The sequence below is a fragment of the Maribacter sp. 2-571 genome (genome assembly GCF_050589625.1).
GTDB lineage: Bacteria > Bacteroidota > Bacteroidia > Flavobacteriales > Flavobacteriaceae > Pelagihabitans.
This window is the reverse complement of record NZ_JBNGOP010000036.1, coordinates 16,261-39,375: the sequence shown is the minus strand read 5'-3', so window position 1 is coordinate 39,375 and position 23,115 is coordinate 16,261. Positions and strand designations below refer to the sequence as shown.

At 44.2% G+C, this 23,115-nt stretch carries 22 protein-coding genes and 5 tRNA genes; 1 reads left to right on the top strand and 26 read right to left on the bottom strand.

Going from position 1 to position 23,115, the window contains the following annotated elements:
* Positions 1-14: 14 nt before the first annotated feature.
* The 26 genes from rpoB to ACRD7P_RS19155 form a co-directional block, all read right to left on the bottom strand.
* A complete protein-coding gene (gene rpoB / locus ACRD7P_RS19280) occupies positions 15-3,824 on the bottom strand; it encodes a DNA-directed RNA polymerase subunit beta (RefSeq protein ID WP_430909373.1) in 3,810 nt (1,269 codons plus the stop codon).
* Positions 3,825-3,979: 155 nt separating this feature from the next.
* Complete coding sequence (rplL, locus tag ACRD7P_RS19275; RefSeq protein WP_430909372.1) at positions 3,980-4,360, bottom strand: 50S ribosomal protein L7/L12; 381 nt, start codon at positions 4,358-4,360, stop codon at positions 3,980-3,982.
* Between the two features lie 53 nt (positions 4,361-4,413).
* On the bottom strand, positions 4,414-4,929 hold the full coding sequence (gene rplJ, locus ACRD7P_RS19270; protein ID WP_430909371.1) for a 50S ribosomal protein L10: 516 nt from the start codon (positions 4,927-4,929) through the stop codon (positions 4,414-4,416).
* Positions 4,930-4,955: 26 nt separating this feature from the next.
* Complete coding sequence (gene rplA / locus ACRD7P_RS19265) at positions 4,956-5,645, bottom strand: 50S ribosomal protein L1 (protein WP_430909369.1); 690 nt, start codon at positions 5,643-5,645, stop codon at positions 4,956-4,958.
* A gap of 19 nt (positions 5,646-5,664) precedes the next feature.
* On the bottom strand, positions 5,665-6,102 hold the full coding sequence (gene rplK, locus ACRD7P_RS19260; protein WP_430909368.1) for a 50S ribosomal protein L11: 438 nt from the start codon (positions 6,100-6,102) through the stop codon (positions 5,665-5,667).
* Between the two features lie 63 nt (positions 6,103-6,165).
* The gene (nusG, locus tag ACRD7P_RS19255; RefSeq protein ID WP_430909366.1) at positions 6,166-6,717 is read right to left on the bottom strand and encodes a transcription termination/antitermination protein NusG; all 552 of its coding nucleotides are present in this window, start codon (positions 6,715-6,717) and stop codon (positions 6,166-6,168) included.
* Positions 6,718-6,727: 10 nt separating this feature from the next.
* A complete protein-coding gene (gene secE, locus ACRD7P_RS19250) occupies positions 6,728-6,916 on the bottom strand; it encodes a preprotein translocase subunit SecE (protein WP_430909365.1) in 189 nt (62 codons plus the stop codon).
* Between the two features lie 328 nt (positions 6,917-7,244).
* Positions 7,245-7,317, bottom strand: a tRNA-Trp gene (locus ACRD7P_RS19245).
* A gap of 70 nt (positions 7,318-7,387) precedes the next feature.
* Entirely contained in the window at positions 7,388-8,575 is a 1,188-nt protein-coding gene (gene tuf, locus ACRD7P_RS19240) for an elongation factor Tu (RefSeq protein ID WP_430909364.1), read from the bottom strand.
* A gap of 133 nt (positions 8,576-8,708) precedes the next feature.
* Positions 8,709-8,780: transfer RNA gene (locus tag ACRD7P_RS19235), tRNA-Thr, on the bottom strand.
* 132 nt (positions 8,781-8,912) lie between these two features.
* A tRNA-Gly gene (locus tag ACRD7P_RS19230) sits at positions 8,913-8,985 on the bottom strand.
* A 141-nt stretch (positions 8,986-9,126) separates the two neighbouring features.
* Positions 9,127-9,208, bottom strand: a tRNA-Tyr gene (locus tag ACRD7P_RS19225).
* Between the two features lie 73 nt (positions 9,209-9,281).
* Positions 9,282-9,355 (bottom strand) — tRNA-Thr (locus ACRD7P_RS19220).
* A gap of 101 nt (positions 9,356-9,456) precedes the next feature.
* The gene (hpf, locus tag ACRD7P_RS19215) at positions 9,457-9,759 is read right to left on the bottom strand and encodes a ribosome hibernation-promoting factor, HPF/YfiA family (RefSeq protein ID WP_430909363.1); all 303 of its coding nucleotides are present in this window, start codon (positions 9,757-9,759) and stop codon (positions 9,457-9,459) included.
* Between the two features lie 35 nt (positions 9,760-9,794).
* Positions 9,795-10,685, bottom strand: coding sequence for a tyrosine-type recombinase/integrase (locus ACRD7P_RS19210; protein ID WP_430909362.1), 891 nt, complete (start codon positions 10,683-10,685; stop codon positions 9,795-9,797).
* A gap of 103 nt (positions 10,686-10,788) precedes the next feature.
* Positions 10,789-10,983 (bottom strand): 30S ribosomal protein S21, encoded by a 195-nt coding sequence (rpsU, locus tag ACRD7P_RS19205; RefSeq protein WP_430909361.1) that lies wholly within the window; start codon positions 10,981-10,983, stop codon positions 10,789-10,791.
* A 66-nt stretch (positions 10,984-11,049) separates the two neighbouring features.
* Entirely contained in the window at positions 11,050-12,411 is a 1,362-nt protein-coding gene (locus ACRD7P_RS19200) for an alpha-amylase (RefSeq protein ID WP_430909360.1), read from the bottom strand.
* A gap of 350 nt (positions 12,412-12,761) precedes the next feature.
* On the bottom strand, positions 12,762-13,937 hold the full coding sequence (locus ACRD7P_RS19195; RefSeq protein ID WP_430909359.1) for an acyl-CoA dehydrogenase family protein: 1,176 nt from the start codon (positions 13,935-13,937) through the stop codon (positions 12,762-12,764).
* A 10-nt stretch (positions 13,938-13,947) separates the two neighbouring features.
* The gene (locus tag ACRD7P_RS19190; RefSeq protein WP_430909358.1) at positions 13,948-14,820 is read right to left on the bottom strand and encodes a ComEA family DNA-binding protein; all 873 of its coding nucleotides are present in this window, start codon (positions 14,818-14,820) and stop codon (positions 13,948-13,950) included.
* Positions 14,821-14,830: 10 nt separating this feature from the next.
* On the bottom strand, positions 14,831-16,420 hold the full coding sequence (locus ACRD7P_RS19185; RefSeq protein WP_430909357.1) for an alanine/glycine:cation symporter family protein: 1,590 nt from the start codon (positions 16,418-16,420) through the stop codon (positions 14,831-14,833).
* 174 nt (positions 16,421-16,594) lie between these two features.
* Positions 16,595-17,605, bottom strand: a complete 1,011-nt coding sequence (locus ACRD7P_RS19180) for a potassium channel family protein (protein ID WP_430909355.1) — start codon at positions 17,603-17,605, stop codon at positions 16,595-16,597.
* 2 nt (positions 17,606-17,607) lie between these two features.
* Positions 17,608-17,835: a PspC domain-containing protein gene (locus tag ACRD7P_RS19175; RefSeq protein ID WP_430909380.1), complete on the bottom strand. Its 228-nt coding sequence runs from the start codon at positions 17,833-17,835 to the stop codon at positions 17,608-17,610.
* Positions 17,836-18,007: 172 nt separating this feature from the next.
* Positions 18,008-19,279: a DUF2851 family protein gene (locus ACRD7P_RS19170; RefSeq protein WP_430909353.1), complete on the bottom strand. Its 1,272-nt coding sequence runs from the start codon at positions 19,277-19,279 to the stop codon at positions 18,008-18,010.
* A gap of 242 nt (positions 19,280-19,521) precedes the next feature.
* Positions 19,522-19,839: a rhodanese-like domain-containing protein gene (locus ACRD7P_RS19165; RefSeq protein WP_430909352.1), complete on the bottom strand. Its 318-nt coding sequence runs from the start codon at positions 19,837-19,839 to the stop codon at positions 19,522-19,524.
* Positions 19,840-19,880: 41 nt separating this feature from the next.
* The gene (locus ACRD7P_RS19160) at positions 19,881-21,071 is read right to left on the bottom strand and encodes a DUF1501 domain-containing protein (protein WP_430909350.1); all 1,191 of its coding nucleotides are present in this window, start codon (positions 21,069-21,071) and stop codon (positions 19,881-19,883) included.
* A gap of 15 nt (positions 21,072-21,086) precedes the next feature.
* Entirely contained in the window at positions 21,087-22,463 is a 1,377-nt protein-coding gene (locus ACRD7P_RS19155) for a DUF1800 domain-containing protein (protein ID WP_430909348.1), read from the bottom strand.
* A gap of 162 nt (positions 22,464-22,625) precedes the next feature.
* On the opposite strand from ACRD7P_RS19155, the gene ACRD7P_RS19150 reads away from it, so the two are divergent.
* Positions 22,626-23,072, top strand: coding sequence for a MarR family winged helix-turn-helix transcriptional regulator (locus ACRD7P_RS19150; RefSeq protein ID WP_430909347.1), 447 nt, complete (start codon positions 22,626-22,628; stop codon positions 23,070-23,072).
* Positions 23,073-23,115: the final 43 nt, after the last annotated feature.

Below are 23,115 nucleotides of genomic sequence, written 5' to 3'. Positions count from 1 at the left end.
ATACAGTGTAATTCCTATTCTTCCAATCGAATGTCCAAGCCCAAACCTTTGAGTTCGTGCATCAATACATTGAAAGATTCTGGTAAACCAGGTTCCGGCATTGTTTCGCCCTTAACAATCGATTCGTAGGTTTTTGCCCTTCCGACCACGTCATCGGACTTCACCGTCAATATCTCACGTAAGGTAGCGGAGGCTCCATAAGCTTCCAAGGCCCAAACTTCCATTTCCCCAAATCGCTGACCACCGAACTGTGCTTTACCACCTAACGGTTGCTGCGTAATCAAAGAGTATGGTCCTATGGAACGTGCGTGCATTTTATCATCTACCATATGTCCTAGTTTCAGCATGTAGATGACCCCTACCGTTGCCGGTTGGTCAAAACGCTGACCGGTACCACCATCATAGAGATAGGTATGTCCAAATCGCGGTATGCCCGCTTCATCGGTATAGGTATTGATCTCTTCCAAGGTAGCTCCATCAAAAATAGGAGTGGCATATTTTTTACCCAATTTAAGTCCGGCCCATCCCAATACGGTCTCATAAATCTGACCAATATTCATACGTGATGGTACCCCAAGAGGGTTCAAAACAATGTCTACGGGTGTACCGTCCTCAAGGAAAGGCATGTCTTCCTGACGTACGATACGGGAAACGATACCTTTGTTCCCGTGACGGCCCGCCATTTTATCACCTACTTTCAACTTTCGTTTTTTAGCGATGTATACCTTCGCCAACTTCATGATACCTGCAGGAAGTTCGTCTCCCACCGATATGGTGAATTTATCCCTTCGAAGGTTTCCTTGAAGATCGTTCAACTTGATCTTATAGTTGTGCAATAGATCCGCTACGGATGCATTGGTGTCTTTATCGGTAGTCCAACTTCCGCCGACCAAATGGGCAAAATCGTCCACTGAGTTCAGCATCTTCATGGTATACTTCTTTCCCTTTGGAAGCACTTCTTCTCCCAAATCGTTCAATACACCTTGAGAAGTTTTGCCATTGATCAATGCAAACAACTTTTCTACCAGTACGTCCTTCAGTTCTTCGAACTTCACTTCGTACTCCAACTCCAAACGGTTGATGGCGTCTTTATCCTCGGAACGCTTTCGCTTATCCTTAATGGATCTGGAGAACAACTTCTTATCGATGACAACCCCGTTCAACGATGGTGGCGCCTTTAACGAGGCATCCTTCACATCACCGGCCTTATCACCAAATATGGCGCGTAATAGTTTTTCTTCCGGAGTAGGATCAGATTCTCCTTTTGGTGTAATTTTTCCGATCAGAATATCACCAGGTTTCACTTCCGCACCGATACGGATCATACCGTGTTCGTCCAAATCCTTGGTGGCTTCTTCGGATACGTTAGGGATATCATGCGTCAACTCTTCCGCACCCAATTTAGTATCCCTCACTTCAAGAGAATACTCGTCTACATGGATAGAGGTGAAAATATCTTCCCGTACCACTTTTTCGGAAATCACGATGGCATCCTCAAAGTTATATCCTTTCCAAGGCATGAAGGCAACCGTAAGGTTTCTACCCAAGGCCAATTCGCCTTTTTCGGTGGCATATCCTTCACAAAGTACTTGACCTTTTTTGACCTTATCGCCTTTTTGCACGATAGGTTTTAGGTTGATACTGGTTCCTTGGTTGGTCTTTCTGAACTTGACCAGCTGATAGGTTTTGGAATCCTCATCAAAACTTACCATCCGTTCCGCATCGGTACGATGGTACTTGATGGTAATCTTCTGCGAATCGACGTACTCTATGGTACCGTCGCCTTCGGCATTGATCAATACCCTGGAATCTGACGCTACCTGACGTTCCAAGCCCGTTCCCACGATCGGGGATTGTGGCTTCAACAATGGTACCGCCTGGCGCATCATGTTCGAGCCCATCAGTGCACGGTTCGCATCATCATGCTCCAAAAACGGGATCAGGGATGCGGATATCGAAGCAATTTGGTTCGGTGCCACATCGGTATAGTTGATCTCTTTCGGATCTACTACCGGGAAATCCCCTTCTTCACGTGCAATGACCTTATCACTATCGATAGTCCCATTATCTTTCAAAGGAATGTTCGCCTGGGCGATTTTCATTCCCTCTTCCTCTTCCGCACTCAAATAGCGGAATTCCTTGGTATTTACCTTACCATCGGAAACTTCCCGATAAGGCGTTTCCAAGAAGCCCATAGGATTCACCTTGGCGAAAACCGAAAGGGAGGAAATCAGACCAATATTCGGACCTTCGGGAGTTTCAATGGGACACAATCTACCGTAGTGGGTATAGTGTACGTCACGAACCTCAAATCCTGCGCGTTCCCGTGAGAGTCCGCCAGGCCCAAGTGCCGATAATCTTCTTTTGTGCGTAATCTCGGCCAATGGATTCGTTTGATCCATAAACTGGGATAACTGGTTGGTACCAAAGAAGGAGTTGATCACGGAAGACAAGGTCTTCGCGTTGATCAAGTCGATCGGGGTAAATACCTCATTATCCCTCACGTTCATACGCTCGCGAATGGTTCTCGCCATACGGGCAAGTCCCACACCGAATTGGGATGACAACTGCTCTCCAACGGTTCTTACACGACGATTGGAAAGGTGATCGATATCATCGATTTCCGCTTTGGAATTGATCAGTTCGATCAGGTATTTGATGATGGTAATGATATCTTCCTTGGTCAAGACCTGCTTGTCCATTCCAATATCCAACCCTAATTTTTTGTTCATTCGATACCGGCCTACTTCACCAAGGTTGTACCGTTGGTCGGAGAAGAAAAGCTTATCGATAATACCACGGGCCGTTTCCTCATCGGGCGGCTCGGCATTCCGAAGCTGACGGTAAATATGTTCTACGGCCTCTTTTTCAGAATTCGTAGGGTCTTTTTGCAAGGTGTTATGGATAATGGCATAATCACTTTGGGCATTGTTCTCTTTGTGCAAAAGAATGGTCTTCACATCGGCATCGATAATTTCTGCAATGTGCTCCTTATCCAAAACCGTATCACGATCCAATACGATTTCGTTTCTTTCGATGGATACCACCTCACCGGTATCTTCATCCACAAAATCCTCATGCCAAGTATTCAATACACGAGCGGCCAACTTACGGCCCAATACTTTTTTAAGTCCGGCATTGGATACCTTTATTTCCTCGGAAAGGTCAAAGATTTCCAAAATATCCTTATCGCGCTCAAAACCAATGGCACGGAACAAGGTAGTAACCGGTAATTTTTTCTTTCTATCGATATAAGCGTACATTACGCCATTGATATCGGTAGCAAATTCGATCCATGACCCTTTGAACGGAATTACCCTTGCGGAATACAATTTTGTTCCGTTTGCGTGGAACGATTGTCCGAAGAACACCCCTGGTGAACGGTGTAACTGTGACACCACCACACGCTCGGCCCCGTTAATCACAAAGGTACCGCTAGGCGTCATATAAGGGATGGTTCCCAAATATACGTCCTGTACTATGGTCTCGAAATCTTCGTGCTCCTCATCGGTACAGTACAATTTCAACCTAGCCTTAAGCGGAACGCTATACGTAAGCCCCCTTTCGATACATTCTTGAATGGAATATCGCGGTGGATCTATAAAGTAGTCGAGAAACTCCAATACGAACTGATTTCTGGTATCAGTTATCGGGAAGTTTTCCATAAAGGTGTTGTACAATCCTTCATTGCCCCTTTCGTCAGATTTCGTTTCCAGCTGGAAAAAGTCTTGAAACGATTTGATCTGAATGTCCAAGAAGTCCGGATATTCCGGTGTGTTCTTAGCGGATGCAAAATTTATTCTCTGAGTCTGTTGAGTTAACATCTATGGATAAAATTTTGATCGTGAATATTAATGGTCGTATATCCCTTCATATACGGTGTGTATAAAATGGTTTAGGTCCAGCCCCACCAAGCGGTGGGGAAAGACCTAAAACCCCCGTTCCGAGGCGTCGGAATCGGGGTCATCTGTTGGTGCTATTATTTAAGCTCAACTTCTGCTCCTGCTTCTTCCAATGATTTTTTGATACCTTCTGCTTCGTCTTTAGAAACAGCTTCCTTAACAGCTTTTGGTGCGCTATCAACAATATCCTTGGCATCTTTCAAACCAAGACCTGTCAATTCTTTTACCAATTTAACTACTGCCAATTTGGAACCTCCCGCTGCTTTAAGGATTACGTCAAATTCAGACTTTTCCTCAGCGGCCTCACCAGCGTCTCCACCGGCACCACCAGCTGCTACAGCTACTGCTGCTGCTGCAGGCTCGATACCATACTCGTCTTTTAGGATGTCGGCCAACTCGTTCACTTCCTTTACGGTCAAGTTCACCAACTGTTCTGCGAATTCTTTTAAATCTGCCATTTTTCTATCGTTTAATAAATTTTAAAATATAATTGTTTTTAGTGCGTGCGTTTTTATCGTTCGGATAACGTTTTGAGGATGCCCGCCAATTTGCCACCACCTGACTTCAAGCCAGAAATAACGTTTTTGGCCGGGGACTGTAATAATCCGATAATCTCTCCGATCATTTCCTCTTTGGACTTGATACTTACCAAAGTATCCAAGTTTTCGTCTCCGATATATACTGCTTCCTCGACGAAAGCTCCTTTTAATAAAGGCTTATCCGACTTCTTTCTAAAAGCCTTGATCAACTTTGCGGGGCCGTTTCCTACTTCGGAAAACATTAGGGAAGTATTTCCTTTCAATACTTCGGGCAATTCCCCGAATTCTTTTTCGGAGGCCTCCATTGCTTTTGCCAACAAGGTGTTTTTCACCACGGACAATTTGATATCGGCTTTAAAACATGCCCTTCTCAAATCGGAGGTGGTACCGGCATCAAGACCTGAAATGTCCGCCAAATAAATGGTAGCGTTATCGGCCAGCTGCGCAGTTAAATCTTGTATAACGGTTGCTTTTTCTTCTCTTGTCATAATATCAATTTTAAACTACCAGCGGCTTAAGCCGTTTTCGGGTCTAGTTGAACACTCGGACTCATGGTACTGGACATAAAAACACTTTTCATGTACACTCCCTTTGCTGCAGCGGGCTTTAATTTCATCAACGTATCCAACAATTCCTTTGCGTTGCCGGCAATCTTTTCCGGTGTAAAGGACACCTTTCCTATAGCGGCGTGTACGATACCTGTTTTATCTACCTTGAAATCGATCTTACCGGCCTTCACTTCCGTAACCGCTTTGGCCACGTCCATAGTTACCGTTCCGGTCTTTGGGTTGGGCATTAAACCCCTTGGTCCCAAAACACGGCCCAACGGTCCCAACTTACCCATTACACTGGGCATTGTGATGATAACATCCACATCGGTCCATCCTGCCTTGATCTTATCCAAATACTCCTGTAGTCCAACATAGTCGGCACCTGCAGCAGTAGCTTCGGCTTCCTTATCAGGAGTTACCAATGCCAAAACTTTTACGTCTTTTCCAGTTCCATGGGGAAGGGTAACTACACCTCGTACCATTTGGTTCGCTTTTCTGGGATCTACTCCCAAACGTACCGCCAAGTCAACGGATGCATCGAATTTCGCCGTGGTAATCTCTTTTACTAAAGCAGAGGCTTCGTCAATAGAGTACAATTTGTCTTTCTCTATTTTGGCGCGCGCTTCCTTTTGCTTCTTACTTAACTTTGCCATTTAAATTTCTTTTAAGATTTTAAAAAGGTCTCTTGCCTGCTATTTTTAATCCCATCGATCTTGCCGTACCCGCTACCATACTCATCGCGGATTCTACGGTAAAAGCATTTAGATCGGCCATTTTATCTTCAGCGATTGCCTTGACCTGATCCCAAGTGACGTTCCCGTTTTTAACTCTGTTAGGTTCGCCAGATCCTTTTTTAATCTTAGCTGCTTCCATCAATTGCACGGCCGCCGGAGGTGTTTTTACGACAAAATCGAACGATTTGTCTTTGTACACGGTGATAACAACTGGTAAAACCTTACCTGGTTTATCCTGCGTCCTAGCGTTGAACTGCTTACAGAATTCCATGATGTTAACACCGGCAGCACCTAAGGCGGGTCCAACCGGTGGCGATGGATTCGCTGCACCTCCCCTAACTTGTAGCTTAACTACTTTACCTACTTCTTTTGCCATTGTTTGAATTTAAATTGAAGTTGCATTTTTATGGAAGCAACACAACTTTTTATGTAACACTTGTTAAATTTTCTCTACTTGCATATAACTCAGTTCCAATGGTGTTTTTCTTCCGAAAATTTTCACCATAACTTCGAGTTTGCGTTTTTCTTCATTGATTTTTTCAACCGTTCCGTTAAAACCGTTGAACGGTCCGTCGATCACCTTTACCGTTTCGCCAAATACGAACGGTATGGCCACGCTGTCGGTATTTACCGCCAACTCATCCACTTTACCGAGCATTCGATTGACCTCGTGCTTTCGCAACGGTACCGGATCTCCTCCTTTGGTTTCCCCAAGGAAGCCAATAACGTTGGTTATCGACCGAATAATGTGTATCATTTCACCGGCCAAATTGGCCTTTATCATAATATATCCCGGAAAATAAACCCTTTCCTTGTTGATTTTTTTTCCGTTACGTATCTGAATCACCTTTTCGGTAGGCACTAAAACCTCTTCTAGATAATCCGAAAAGCCATGGCGCTCCACTTCGCTTTCGATATAGCCCTTGATTTTATTCTCTTGGCCACTTACCGCCCTTACCACGTACCATTTCTTTTCCAATACTTCTGACATAGGGATACGTTTAGTTTAAAAAGTTATTAAAGTACAACTTGATCACTTTGCTCAACACGGTATCGACCCCCCAAGTGGCCAATGCGAACAAAATAGAGAACACCGCGACTACGACCATAAGGTTGGAAGATTCCGCTTTGGAAGGCAACGTAACGTTGTTTTTCAACTCCTCTATCGATTCTTTGACATACGTTATCATAGTTATTCTTTAATTTGGTTTACGGCCCGTTTTTAAATAAAAGGGACTACTTAGTATATATTTTCGGAAGCAACCATCAAACGATTGTTAAACAACGTAACGTTCTGTATTTCCCAAAAATGACAGGAGATTTTTCCAAAACAAAAATTGGATATGCCCCTTGAACTTTTATTACTTCTGCACGGGAGGAGAGACTTCCCTCGACTTCGCTCGGGACAGGCTTCTCGCCTCACTATCATTCTGCTTTACTTCTGCACGGGAGGAGAGACTCCCCTCGACTTCGCTCGGGACAGGCTTCTCGCCTCACTATCATTCTGCTTTACTTCTGCACGGGAGGAGAGACTCGAACTCCCGACACCTGGTTTTGGAGACCAGTGCTCTACCAACTGAGCTACACCCGTTTTTATTTACATCGAAAGGTATCCCGCCAATGGCAGGACACCCTTTAATGCAATATCTTTATTAAAGACCTTAATCGATAATTTTGGTCACCTGACCTGCACCGACAGTTCTACCTCCTTCACGGATGGCGAAACGAAGTCCTTCGCTCAATGCGATAGGAGAAAGCAAGTCAACAGTGATGGTAAGGTTATCACCTGGCATTACCATTTCAACGCCGCTAGGCAAGTTGATGGTTCCGGTAACATCAGTAGTTCTTACGTAAAACTGTGGACGATAGTTATTGTGGAAAGGTGTGTGACGACCACCTTCTTCTTTCTTAAGGATATATACCTCGGCCTCGAACTTGGCGTGTGGCTTTACGGAACCTGGCTTACAGATTACCATACCTCTTTTGATATCGGATTTTTCGATACCTCTCAAAAGGATACCTACGTTATCTCCTGCTTCACCTCTATCCAAAATTTTACGGAACATCTCAACACCAGTAATGGTAGAGCTCAATTTTTCAGCACCCATTCCGATGATGTCAACTGGATCCCCTGTATTGGCAACACCAGTTTCGATACGACCTGTAGCAACAGTTCCACGACCGGTAATAGTGAATACATCTTCAACAGGCATCAAGAAATCTTTTTCAACATCCCTTTTTGGAAGCTCGATCCAAGCATCAACCTCTTCCATCAACTTCATTACGGTATCTACCCACTTTTGCTCACCGTTCAATGCACCTAATGCAGAACCAGCAACTACGGGACCGTTATCTCCGTCATACTCGTAGAAAGAAAGCAATTCCCTTACTTCCATTTCAACCAATTCCAAAAGCTCCTCATCGTCTACCATGTCTACTTTGTTCATGAAAACAACGATTCTAGGAATACCAACCTGACGTCCTAAAAGGATGTGCTCACGAGTTTGTGGCATTGGACCGTCCGTAGCGGCAACCACAAGGATAGCACCGTCCATCTGGGCAGCACCGGTAACCATGTTCTTCACGTAATCCGCGTGACCTGGACAGTCAACGTGGGCATAGTGACGGTTTGCCGTTTGGTATTCAACGTGAGACGTATTAATAGTAATACCCCTTTCTTTTTCCTCTGGAGCGTTATCGATAGAATCGAAACTTCTCAATTCAGAAAGTCCTGCATTTGCCAAAACGGTAGTAATAGCAGCAGTCAAAGTTGTTTTGCCGTGATCTACGTGTCCAATGGTACCAATATTTAAGTGCGGTTTGGAACGATCAAAAGTTTCCTTTGCCATTTTAAATGAATTTTAATCTTAGTTTATATTAGTGTACAATTCTTTTTCTTTACGAAGGCACCGATGAAACATAACCAGTATCAAAAATGCTATTCGCTCGGAACAATATTTTTTTTTGCCAAATGGCTTTTAGAGCCAACGATGAGATTTGAACTCATGACCTCTTCCTTACCAAGGAAACGCTCTACCCCTGAGCTACGCCGGCTTATCGACAGGTCCAAGGTTTAAAAGCCCGCCTTTAGGCAGGCAGGGTTTAACGGCCACTACCGAAAACAATGACCATAAACACATGTCGCATTCGAAGGAATCGGAAGCACTTTCCGTTTCACTTCTTTTGAGCGGGAGACCGGGTTCGAACCGGCGACATTCAGCTTGGAAGGCTGACGCTCTACCAACTGAGCTACTCCCGCAAGTGTAATAAACTCCGAGTACTTTTTACGGAATTTATAGTTTAAAAAATGTGGGGAGAGCAGTCCCGACGCTTCGGGAGAACCTGCAAAGATTCTCAAAAGACATCATTACCGCCCCAACATTTCTTTTTTCTAAAAATGTGGGGAGAGCAGGATTCGAACCTGCGAAGACATAGTCAGCAGATTTACAGTCTGCCCTCGTTGGCCGCTTGAGTATCTCCCCAATTTTTAATTCCAATATGCAATGAACTTATACTATCACCACATCGAAAAGCATTTTATCTTTCCTCCGTTTGAGCCGATAGAGGGACTCGAACCCACGACCTGCTGATTACAAATCAGCTGCTCTAGCCAGCTGAGCTACATCGGCATTTTTATCCCTTTTTTGGCATAAAAAAGTCCGCTATTTCTAACGGACTGCAAATGTAGGTTTTTATTTGTTTAATCAAAACAAAATTTACGAAATTTTCATCACGCCATTTGACGTTGTTTTTCTTTGCGTTTTATCAGCTTTCTTTCCAAAGAATTACATGCGGAATCTACCGCCTCTTCAAAACTCTTGCATTGCTTTTTCACGACCAACCTTTCTTTTGGAACGTTTACCTGAATCTCAACAAGCTTGTTCTCTTTCCCACTTGTTTTTTGAACTTTCATATACACTTCGGAATTGATTACCTTATTGTAGAAAAGCTCCAACTTGTTCATACGGTTTTGTACGTAATGCAGTAAATTGGAATCTGCATTGAAGTTTACGGACTGGGCGTTTACTTTCATAACTAACGATTTAGGTTAAACTTCTATATTACCAGTTAACGCTTATTACGGGGGTGCGCCAACGCGTGTACCTTTTTGAGTTCAGCTATACTGTTATGCGTGTATACTTGCGTAGAGGCCAAACTCGCATGGCCCAACAACTCCTTTACCGAATTTAAATCGGCTCCCTTGTTCAATAAATGGGTAGCAAAGGTGTGCCTAAGAATGTGTGGGCTCTTTTTTACTTTAGTCGATACCTCACTAAAATAGCGATTTATCGTCCTGTAAACAAGTGTTTCGTAGATTTTCCTGCCCGCCTTCGTTAAAAAGATATGGGCGTCGTCCGCTATCTCCGTCAATGCATTACGCAGTTTTATATACTCAAAAAACAAGGGTACCGTACTATCCAAAAGTGGCACGATACGTTCTTTATTTCGTTTCCCGAGTACCCGTATCGTTTTTTCGCCCAAGTCAACATCCTTAAATTCCAAAGCGATCAACTCGGCCCTTCGTATCCCGGTAGTATACAATAACGTTATCATCAGTTTATCGCGCACCCCTTCAAACCCTTCTTCAAAAGGGGGGAGCTGGAGCACGGCTTCCATTTCCTTTTCCGAAAACGGTACCTCCACTTTTTTCCCTGTTTTGAGGGCAACGTGTTTGGCCAAAGGATTTATAGAGATCTCCCCTTCGCGCAATAAAAACCTATAGTAGGCTTTTAAGGACGCTACTTTTCGGTTTACGGATCGGTTGCTCATTCCTGAATCCACTAACACAACGATCCAACTTCGTATAAGGCTGTATGCGATATCTTCTATCCGGTCCAATTCGAACGCTTCCTCACAATACTTTGCAAAAGCGGAAATGTCGTTACCATATGCCTGAACCGTATGTGGGGAATATTTTTTTTCTAAGGATAGATAATCCATGAAAGGTGTCAACGCCATAGGATAAAGTTAAGAAAGTTAGCGGAACCTTTTTAGAACTGGAAATTAATAAAAAAATCCCATCATGACTGATGGGATTTTGATATCGTATAAGGGAAGGTAACTAGATTTCCTCTCGGTCCCTTAACCCTTGAATATACTGTGCCTTTTGTATCTGCGCCCTGCGCTCTACTGAAGGTTTTGTAAATTGCTGACGCTTGCGTAATTGTCGCATGGTGCCGGTTTTGTCGAACTTTCGCTTAAAACGCTTTAAAGCCCTATCGATGTTCTCTCCTTCTTTAATTGGTATTATTAACATTGGCTACAACCTCCTTTCTTTAATGATTAAGAATGCAAAGATAACACCTTTTTCAAGAACTGCAATTTATTTTTGGGACCAAACGGAATAACTTTTTGGAGGTGCTTGAATTTTGACCCATCCATTGCTTTGGGTAACCGGTTCCCAATTGGAATTTCCGGTAAAATCCTTTATCCTTTTACCCCTCCATTTAACCGGTACCCAGCGCTCTTTCCAAGAATTGCTGTTGTTGATGTAAACCACCAAACCGGGATTCCCATTTCGTTGTGCCACGTACTCGTCGTTATCCACATGAAGCACGGAAGTACTTCCCGAAGCTTTATTATTATGGATCCAAATGAGATTGTTCATCTTGTTTTTATCGAGCCAATCCTCATAGTCCCTATAGAATACCGTTGGATATCCCTCATGGGTTAGAATGTAGGCGTATGCCAAAAGTTTCCCATTAATGATCTCATCCGTATCATGGTTGGCCACAAAAGTCACCGCTTTGGAAGCACCTCTTTTCCAAAGCATATCCCCGTTTAGGGCATTGAGATTGTTTCCTTCGAACGCATCGCGCATCTTATAGTAACAGGCAAAATCGAAAGCAGAGGCGTTTGCCGCTCCTGCCCACCAGTCCAAGGTGGCCGCGTTGCCGTCCCATAATTCCCCAACGGTAAATCCACCGACCGCTTTTTTCCATTCTTTAACCACCCATGGTTCAAAACCCTTTACATAATCGAAACGCCAGCCATCGAAACCCATTTCGTTTTTGTAGTATTTGGCTACGGAATTGCTGCGTTTCCATAACCAATCTTGAACATACGCCTTGTGGTGACACATGTCCGCAAAGCCGCCAAAGATACCCGAATCGTTCGAGTGATAGTCATTCGGATGAAAATCGTAGGCCGTTCTATTAAAAAGTCCGGACGCGCCACTGTAATCCGTGTACGTATTGGAATTGGTGAAAATGTTGAATTCGGAATCCCCACCACTGTTATGGTTGATCACGATATCGGCGATTACACTTAAATTGTTATTGTGTGCGGTATTGATCAACGACTTAAGCTCGGATTTTGAACCAAACCGTGTTTCGGTAGATCCTTTTTGGTTAAAGTTTCCAAAATCGTAATAGTCGTATGGGTCATATCCCATTGAAGAAGCCCCATTGAGGGCCTTGTTCGCGGGAGGAAGCCAAATGGCGTCAAAACCGACATTGCTCCAAGAGGATACTTTGGACTTTACGGTGTTCCACCAATTTCCTCCGGAAGGCACGTTCCAGTAAAAGGCCTGCATCATTACGCCCGAACCGATCGTACCGGCAGCTTTTACTTCTTTTAAAGGAGTAACGCGCTGTACTTCTTGATTTTCGGGGCTTTCAAGATTCTCTTTTTGGCACCCCCAAAGCAATGCAATGGAAGCCACCCAAATTAACTTGTTTTTCATGGTCGATTAAATTTATCAGTTCGTTGTCAGCCTGAATGTAAGAAAAATATGAAGCGAAAATTAATCGACGGGGAAGAAGGGGCCGTGAAAACGTTTGAATGTTAAAAAGTTTTATTTTTAGCAGTAAAAACTTCTTATTTTATCATATCGATAAAATGTTCGTTTAAAAATAGCGATTTATTGGCATAATGTCAAAAATCGACCTCATATCATTACCATTTTGAAATTGTTCCGAGAGTGGCACCTACTTGACCATTAGGATGTTTTTTTGGGTGTCCGCTAATAGTTGGGTACAGCGAGACGCAGGCAGAATCAACCGGCCTAAAAAAGTTTAAAAAGGAAGTGCGTAGTTATGATTTTGCGCTATCCGGGCTATAGTCCTTTTTATCGATGACTATTTTCGCGATAATTTCCCTTAAGATTTCAGAAGTGCCCCCTCCTATGGGACCGAGCCTACTATCACGCAGCAAACGTGCCATGGGGTAATCCTCGATATATCCGTAGCCTCCCAAAAATTGAAGGCAGGCATAAGCGACCTCATCGGCCATTTTTGTCGACTTTAGTTTTGATATGGTCGCTTCCTTTACCACGTACTCCCCTTTGTCCAACCTATGGGCTATGGCGTAGTTGTACTCTCGGCATACATCCATATCCGCATACAAATCCACGATCTTGTGGCGCAACGCTTGATATTGATTGATTGTCTTACCAAACGTTTCCCTTTCGGACATATACTGCAACGCATATTCGATGGCAAAGTCCGCCCTGGCGTGGGCATTGATTCCCATGATAAGTCGCTCCAAAGCGAAGGCTTCCATGATATAGGTGAAGCCCTTGCCCTCTTCCCCCAATAAGTTTTCGGCCGGTACCTCAACATTGTCAAAAGCGAGTTCAGCGGTATCGGAAGCTCTCCAGCCCAATTTGTTCAGCTTGTTCGCTGAAACGCCTTTGCTATTCCGATCTACTACCAATACACTAATGCCTTTATTGCCCGCCGATGCATCGGTCTTTGCGGCCACGATCATATAATCACAATAGACCCCATTGGTAATAAAGGTCTTTGATCCGTTTAATATATAGGTGTCGCCTTTCTTTTCGGCCGTGGTCCTCATTCCGGCAACATCGCTCCCCCCAAAAGGTTCGCTAACACCAAGACAACCGATTTTTTTACCTTCCACGCTAGCTTCCAAATAGGTTTTGCGCAAGGTACCTGTTGCGTTTTTGTTCAAATGGGTCATCGCCAAGTAGGCATGTGCCCAAATGGCCGCTGCAAAACCTCCGGAATTGATCTTTTGTAATTCTTCGAGCAGTACAACGGTATAGAACAGATCCAGCCCCAAACCACCATCGGTCTCCGGAGTGGCCAAACCAAAATATCCCATTTCACCGAACTTCTCCCAGATAAAGCGTTCTATCGCCCCTTCGGACTCCCATTTTTCAATATGGGGCTCGACTTCTTTCTGTAAAAAATCCTTAAGGCTTTCCCTAAAGAGTTGATGTTCTTCGGTGAAGTACATACTGTTCATAGCGGTTTTTTTATAGAGACAAATATAAAGCTATTCTATCAATCTTATCGAATGGAAAATCGGTTATCTTTTCCAATTCCGAGAAGGATCGGAACGGGCCGTTCTGCTCCCGATAGGAAACAATTTCCTGCGCAACCGCGTACCGTATATAAATGAGTTTGACCAATTGGGATACGGAGGCTTCGTTCACATTTATCGACTGTATATCAGGAAGGTTTTGTACGGAATAGCGCTTAAATACCCGTTCCGCTACCTCGGCCTCCAGCCCATAAACATCATACAATTGTTCCATTACCATAAAACCGCCCAACCGGTCTCGAAACTTTACGATCCGTACCGACAACTTTTCCCCGATACCGGGAATTTCGCGCAAGGCTTCAGCAGTGGCCGAGTTAATAGCGTTCTTCTGCGCATTGGAGGCCGTGTCAAACGTTTTGTCTGTATTCCCATAGGCCGTTTTCCGTTGCTTGGTCCATTCCGGAAAACGAAACCGTCCTTTCATCGCACCCAAGAGGGAATCCGATATTTGAGTAACTTTTTGGAACTCCGCAGCCGAATGCACAAACCGATTTTGTGCCCGAAACTCCAACAGGCGATCGATTTCCGCAACGGACATCCCCAACGCATATCCCTTATAGTCCGTGATAAAATTGGGATTGAAATCGTACTGCGGTGCGATATTTTGTTCTAGGGACTTTGTTTTAAGCTTTTCGATCTCGACCGACCGAACGGAATCGATGGCTAGGGAACCGGCCTCATTTTTCGAAGGAAAGGAACGGTAGCAAATGTATCCTATCTGTATGGATATGATTAGGAACAACAAAAAGAACACCCCGTTTCGTTCTTGCTTGTTCAGCTTGAAATGGGGTGTGATTCTTTTCAATTAGATGTATTTACGCTTTTGCCGCCTTGATGGCATCCAAGTAGCGGTTAAGCTGTTTTTTGACCACTGGGAACAGGAAGAACAACCCGATCATATTGGGAAATACCATTGCGAATATCATGGCATCGGAAAATGCCCAAATGGAACCCATACTGGCAGCGGCACCGATAATGATAAAGGTCAAGAAAAGTAATTTGTATACCAAATCAGCTGTTTTACCCCTTCCAAAAAGGAACTTCCACGATTGCAGCCCGTAATAGGACCAAGATATCATGGTCGAAACGGCAAACAACACTACCGCTATCGTTAAAAATACGTTTGAATAAGGAATGTATTCCGCAAAGGCTACGGATGTTATTCCTGCACCTTCGTAAGCTACCCCGTCGATAAGCACGGTACCCGATCCGTCCCCTCCATAGGTAAAAGCACCTCCAAAGTTGAAAATGATGATGACCAGGGCGGTCATGGTACAGATCAAAACGGTATCGATAAAGGGTTCCAGCAAAGCCACTAAACCTTCGGAAGCCGAATACTTTGTTTTTACCGCCGAGTGTGCTATGGAAGCCGATCCCGCACCTGCCTCGTTGGAAAAGGCCGCACGCTTGAAACCTACCAGTAAAACACCGATGACACTACCCACGCCCATTGCCGTAGGATTGAACGCCTCGGAAATGATCAAGCCAATGGCATCGTCGACAAACGAAAAGTTGCTGAAAATGATATATAGGCAAGCGATCAAATACATTAAGGCCATAAAGGGAACTACTTTTTCCGTTACCGAAGCAATTCTTTTGATACCGCCAATAATGATAATTCCGACCAAAATGGCCAACACCAAACCGATGATGGCCCCGGCACTGGAACTTTCCCAGCCCATCAAGTCTTTTAAAACGATCGTAGCCTGGTTGGACTGTGCCGCATTACCGCCCCCGAAAGACCCTCCGATACAGAAAATTGCAAAAAATACTGCCGCAATTTTACCCAATACTCCAAAACCTCTTTCCTTAAGTCCTTTGCTGATATAGTACATGGGACCACCGTATACCGTTCCATCTTCACCGACATCACGGTATTGCACGCCCAAGGTGCATTCCACGAATTTGGAGGACATGCCCAAAAGCCCACAGATGATCATCCAAAATGTGGCGCCCGGTCCACCAAGTGCAATCGCCAAGGCCACTCCGGCAATGTTCCCGTTGCCCACAGTACCGGAAACGGCCGTGGCCAAGGCCTGAAAATGGCTTACCTCCCCTTCTTCGCTTTCATCGCGTATCGTATCCGGAATATCGCCATCGATAACCACATCGGCTTCAAAGGTTCCCGGTTTTTCTATTTCATCGTACTTACCACGAACGGTGTTTATGGCCTTACCAAAATAGCGAATGTTGGGAAATCCGAAATAAAGGGTAAAGAACAATGCGCTACATACCAATAAAATGAGTACAAAGGGAATTCCTAAAACCTCGAAAAAGATAACTGCTGAAAAGAAATCGGAAACCGGTTTAAAGGCCTGATCTATTTTCTGGTCCAGACCCACTTCCTGAGCGGCGCCTACAAAAGGCAATAAGAAGGTCAATATGGCAAGAAGTCTGTACTTCATAATAGTTGTTTATGTTGGCTTTTTATATGCTAGGCGGCAATATCCTAAAAATATTCAATGCAATCAAATATAATTGGCTTAATCGGAAAATTCCTTCAAACCAAAACTGTGGTTCTCCCTTCGCTTAAAAATGCTATGGCTCTGCACCGTTAATCTGGCCATAAAACCAATATTTTAGGTATTGATATGAAACATTTCGTTCAACTTTCGTATTTGCTCGGGACGCCCAAGTACAATGACCTTACTTTTTGGTTGCAGTTCCAAATCCGCTTCCGGGTTTATGATATACTCGCCATCCGGGGCAATGTATCCAATGATGGTGCAACCCGTTTTTTGTCGCAAATCCAAATCGCGAAGGGAATTGCAATCTACTTGATCGGAGAAATCTTCGATAGGCACTTCTTCCAGGTTGGTGGTATCTCCCCCTTCGGTAGAAAGTTTGTCCATAAAGGTTATCAAGTCGGGCATGACTACCAATGACGCCATATGGTCGCCCCCGATGCGATCGGGCATGATCACCTTATTGGCACCTGCCAAAAATAGTTTTCGTTGTGAATTGGCTTGGGACGCCCTACTAATAATAAACAGTTCTTCGTTCAACTGCCTTGCCGACAATACGACAAAAAGGTTGGCCGCATCGTCGGGAAGTGCGGTAATCAAATACTTTGCGCGTTCGATACCGGCGGTGAGCAAAATTTCATCCTCGTTCGCATCGCCTTCCATGAACAAAATATCGTTTTCATACTTCTCAATAACGTCCCGATTGCGCTCGACGACCAAAAATGGTTGTTTGTATGCCCGCAGCCGTTCCGTTGCCTGCATGCCGTTTCGGCCAAAACCACATACGATAACGTGGTTCGATAAGGAATTGATCTTGTTCTTCACTTTCTTCTTTTTTAAAACTTGAAGGGAGCTGCTCCCCAGTACGTATTCCGTAATGACGGAAATGGCGAACCCTAAAATAAAAACACTGGATGAAATTAAAAAAACCGTAAATATTTTTGCATTGTCATCTAATGGCTGTACCTCTTTGAACCCGACCGTTGCCATGGTAATAACGGTCATGTAAAGCGCATCGATCCATGAATATTCGGCAATGATACGGTACCCCAAAACACCCAAAAGCACAATACCGAACATTAGGGTAAGGGCCAAATATATTTTAGAACGCAATAATCGAATCATGGCTAAAGATCAAAGACCGAGGTTCGTTTGGTGTAGATCAAATCCTTGATGCGCAACCAAAAGGCGAGGAACAGGTATAGCGCAAAACCAAAACCTACCGTTACGAAGGTGAGATAGATGAACGAGGTACGAACCACCCTGGCACGAATTCCGAAGCGCTCCGCAATACGCCGACAAACCTCAAAACCGCGCTTTTGAAAATAATATAAAATGGTGTAAAAAATGTTCATCATGTAAAACTACAAAAAAGGGGCAATTGTTGGGCCGTTAAACCCTAGAAGATGAAAAAGGTTCGTTCGGGCCGTGGCTCAATACCATTTCAAAGTTAGCCTAGGAAAATCAGTGGTTTACATAAAAACGAAAACACAAGGTCGGTCCTCCAATGCCGGTACACTTTAAAGCCTAATGCCGTATCAACTGATTTCCTATGGCGCATTGCATACATTTCTTCGGTACGCAATACTGATGATACAATTGCAAAAGTGCCTGACCGTCCTGGGCATTGTCCACGGACAATCCGAGCTGACGAAAACCGGTAAGGATACTGTTCTCCTCCCCTTTCAGCGACCGCATCATTTTCAAAATGACCACATTCGCATCGATACCCCGGTGTTTTGCATAGCAAAATTTTAAGGGTATTACGGTATTAATCGTGAGCAAGGCAATAAACTTCTTTGATAGCTTTTTTTTGCGTTTGGCGGACACTTTTCCAAACGTATAGTGGGTGTCCCAATAGGAGTTTGCCACCGCGGAGAAAATTGCTTCCAGGTCCGACATATCGGTACTGTTCACTACTTTTTGAAATAGGTTTGGCCACTCCCCGTACATATGGGCGAATTGGGACAGGCGAATCGTTGGGAAGTTTGCCGGGCGGAGTTTAAAGAAGGCCGGTTTGGGAACGGCCGTATTGTTTAGGCCGAACTTTTTGTACAAATAATCGAATTCTGTTTTTAACTGACCGTAATACGGTTCCGAAACGAAATCGCCCTCCAACAGGTGCGCCATGCCCAGCAAAAGAGCTTCTAGCTGAAATCGGTCCGACTTCCGGACGATAGAAAAATCCAGACTCATGGCCAAGGCATAAAACGCTTCCCCATTGATCTTTGAACCGAAGTTTTTTAAAAGTAAGGCATACAGCACTGCTTCCCAGTTGTTCTTACGCTGTTGCAACAGTTTAAAAATGGTGGTCGTTTTTCGTTCCAGGCGTTCAAAGAACATCCGCTCGAGCCAATTTTCGACCACAATGGGATTTACCAAGGTAATATCGCGACCGCAATTGATAAAGGTGTCGCGCTTGACCTGAAAAAGTTTTTGGTAAGATTCCAGCAAGGTATCGGGAATGTACCGTTTCAGCGCAAGGGTGGGAATCTCTGAATTGTCCTTTCGGAAAACGGAGCAATCGTCCTCCCAAACCACATGAAGGATGACATTGTCATAATTTTCATCTTGCTCATGGTGATGAGCATACCAATCGGAGGATTTCAAGTGCACCTCAACATTACCGGCCCATAATTGCCCATCGATCCGGATTTTAGCGTTAAAAAAATCCGGGCCTGCCAGTTTGTTGTGTGCCCCTACTTCAAGAACGTCCAACAGCAGCCCACTCGTGGTATGCATGCGGGAGGTTCCCGTTTTTCGGTGTTTCCAAACGAAGTGAAGAAAGTCTTCTTTCAAAACATGCGTATTTGCCCAAAAGCTAGCACAAATTAATCATGTAGGAAAAAAATTTCGATAATCGGTATTTTCTTCTTTACAAAGTAGAATTTTAATACGTAAACTGTTAATGGAAACGCCAGGGTCAACGAACATTGGCTCCGGCAAGTACCAATTTCCCCTGGTATTGGACGGCGTTCGACCTAAACGCGATAACGCCCTATAAACCGCCGTTTCCTGATAATGGTAGTATTGAAATGACGTTATTCGTCTCCGGTCACTTCTCCTTCCCAGTTCATGAAGCCGCCTTCGAGGTTGTAGGCTTTTTCAAAACCAACACTGTTCATAATGGCACAGGCCTGTCCGCTGCGCCCGCCAGAACGGCAATACACGTAATAGGATTTGGACTTGTCCAGTTCCTCTAATGCGTCCAAGAACCCTTGGCCCAAATGGATGTCAATGTTCATTGCATTGGGGATGTACCCTTCTGCGACCTCATCCTCGGTACGTACGTCCAAAATAACCGCATTGTCGTCCCCGGCCAATTGCTCGGTCCATTCTTCTTGTGATAAATCTGCCATTTCCTTTTATTTATACTTCAAAAATAATGGAATCCTTCGGACTAAACCAAACCTAAGGTTTGAAAGCTTCCGTTCAAGATGGTTGCGGGGTCGGTTTTCAACCATTCTTTTAAAAGCGAGGCATAAATGTCCCTAAAATCGAGCTGGTATTTGATATCGCCGTTAGCATCCAAGTCCAAAAGATCAGGTGCTTTATTATAGATTCCGGGATGCTTTAACTTATCGCCCATTAAAAAAACCATATTTGCCGCACCATGATCGGTACCATTGGCCGTATTCTGTTTCAATCGTCTTCCGAACTCCGAAAAGGTCATTACCACGGTATCCTTTAGGGCGCCCGTATTTTCGAGATCGGCCATGAAAGCCGCGATTCCATCGGCATATACCTTGAGCAATCTTTTTTGTGAATTGATTTGGTTCGCATGCGTATCAAACCCTCCAAGGGTCGCATAAAAAATCTGTGTTTCCAACCCGGAATTGATAAACTCCGAAATGGTTTTCAATTGTTTACCAAACGCATTATTGGGGTAGGTGGCTTTTGATTCGTATACCTTGGTCTTTTCATAAATATAACTTGCGGAAGACTTTGCATCTATGGCGGTCTTATAGAGGTATCCCAAATTATGTTCGCTTAAATGGGCATCTGTATTTGCCTTGAGTACGTTACTAAAATAGGCATCACGGGTAGTTTTATAAAAAAGTCCCGCATCCTTGGTGGCGATACCATTGACGCTTCCCCCTTTCATTAATAGGGACAAGGTATCGGAAACCTCAATAGCGCCCAAGGGCGATTTTGATACCGATTCCAAATACCTGCCCACCCAACCGGTCTGCAAATAGTCGCTGGCACCACTGGCCGTATGCCAGATATCGGTCGATCGAAAATGTGATCTGCTCGGGTTGGGATACCCCACGCTGTTCAAAATGCCCACGTACCCCTTATCGTATAATTTTTTAAACGCTTGCATGCTCTCATGGAGCCCCAGTTCGTCGGTCACGGATAACAGCTGTGCTTTCTTTTGGGCGATTACCGGTCTATTTTTCAAGTAAATGTCATTGGTATGTTGTACCAGGGTATTGAGACCGTCATTACCACCGGAGAGCTGCACGATGACCAGCTTTTTCGCTCCAAGGGCCAATGTTGGGTTTGCGTCGCAGGCTTTTAAAAAGCTGGGCACGAACAACGCTCCGCTGGCCAAACCGCTCTGTTTTAAAAAAGTTCTTCTTTGCATCCTATTCTTTTTTGATCAACATAATTGGTATTCGGGAAGCGACATCAATTGGATACAAAAATCCTGTTGTCCTTCTGCTTCCAAGGTCTCCAAAAATGCTTTCGTTTCAGTTGATACGGAATCCCCCAAAAGCAAAAAAACCAGTGTTTCGCCCTTTAGTTTCCCGTATTTCGCATCAAACTGTTCCCATTTGGCACCAATGTCCAATTTCCGGTTAAAATTGTTCTTTTTGTTGAACGCCTCAAAGCTATCTTCGAACTCCCCTTTGACATCAAAAGCAATCGTTCCATTTTTAAGCAATACGGAAGGTAGTTTTAGGCGCACCATCATGGTATTGGCGTCTATCCAGTTACGTCCTTCCGCCCAGCCCGCAACATTCGGAGGTTCCAACAATACTTGGCCCAACAGCCGTTCCACATATTTTAACTGTTGGGGCTTTTGCCAGGTAAAAGGAACCACACGCATTAGCCCTACCAGTAGATCTACCGGTGATTTGATCTTGCTCCGAACGTTTTCCTTGGCATAGAACCAATCGGAATCAAAAATGAACCGCATCATGTTGGATATATCGTAATCCTTGAAAAATACTTTTGCAATGGCGGCAACATGCGCTTCGTTAACGGTTTCGTTAACAAAATGTCGGTATACCTTACGGGCGATGAAATCGGCACAGGCGGGTCTTTCCAAAATCAGCGAAATAATGTCCTCACCATCAAAGTTACCGGTATTGCCCAAAAACGTTTTTTCGCCTTCATCGTGCTGGCGTTGGGCCTTTCTGAATTTTCCCTGTGCATCATGCCGCCAACCGGTAAAGGCCCTTGCGGCCTCTTTAATATCGGTTTCGGAATAGTTGCCAACGCCCAAGGTGAACAACTCCATTAGTTCCCGTGCAAAGTTTTCGTTGGGAGCCCCTTTTTTATTTTGTTGATTGTTCAAATAATCCAGCATGCCCGGTTCTTTTGCTATGGCAAGAACGAAGTCCTTAAAATTGCCCAAGGCATTCGTGCGCAAGGTATTGTTGAACTGCTGGGAAAAGATGATGTTGTTGGAACGCATTACAAAATGATTCGCCCAAAAAAGCGTCATCCGTTCCCGAAGGTCCTGTTGGGTGCCCGCCATACGATCTACCCATGCCCTATTGAAGATAACGTGCTTGCGCCGACTTTTTTTCACCAGCTCGCGGAAGGTCTTACTTTTCCGATCCATGGGTTTTGTGGCCAAATGCTTATCGATTTCAGGGGTCGGTATCTTGAGGGGGCGCGGTATTTTGGAATCGACGAACAAGGCTTCCACTATTTTCTTTCTTCTCGTAGAGGCTATTGCGGCCAAGCGATCCGGGCCTATTCCAAAACCTGCGCGGTTGTACAAATGCTGAATATCGGGTTTATCCAAAACAGGGGGTTTATAAGTATGACGGTAAAATGATCCTAAAGTTTAACCTATATACCTACGTAATGAACGGACCGACTAGATTTTTAACGTTATTTTATCATTTCATTCTGACGATACCATTTAAATCCGATATATATTTGTATATACAAATGTTGTAATTACATGAATGTAGAAGCGGTTATAAAAACGGACAAGACGATTCCTCTGGAAAGCAGGACGATCATTCACCTGATGTTGATACACACCAAGATCAACGAGCAATTGACCACGCTTTTAAAACCCTTCAACGTATCGTTACAGCAATTTAACGTACTCCGTATCCTAAGGGGTCAAAATGGAAAACCGGCAAACCTTTCCACCCTTAACGAACGTATGGTCACCAAAGCTAGTAATACGACCCGATTGGTGGACAAATTATTGACAAAGGCATTGGTAAACCGTGTTACCTGTTCCTCCAACCGCAGAAAAGTGGAAATCACCATAACCGCTAAAGGGAATGCTACCTTAGCTGCTATCGATACGGCAATGAAAACAACGGAAAAAAGCATTTTACATAATTTTTCCAAATCGGAATTACAGCTGTTGAACAGCTTGTTGGACAAGTTTTAAAACGGCCCACTATAAACACTAATTAATTTTAAATTTTAACAAA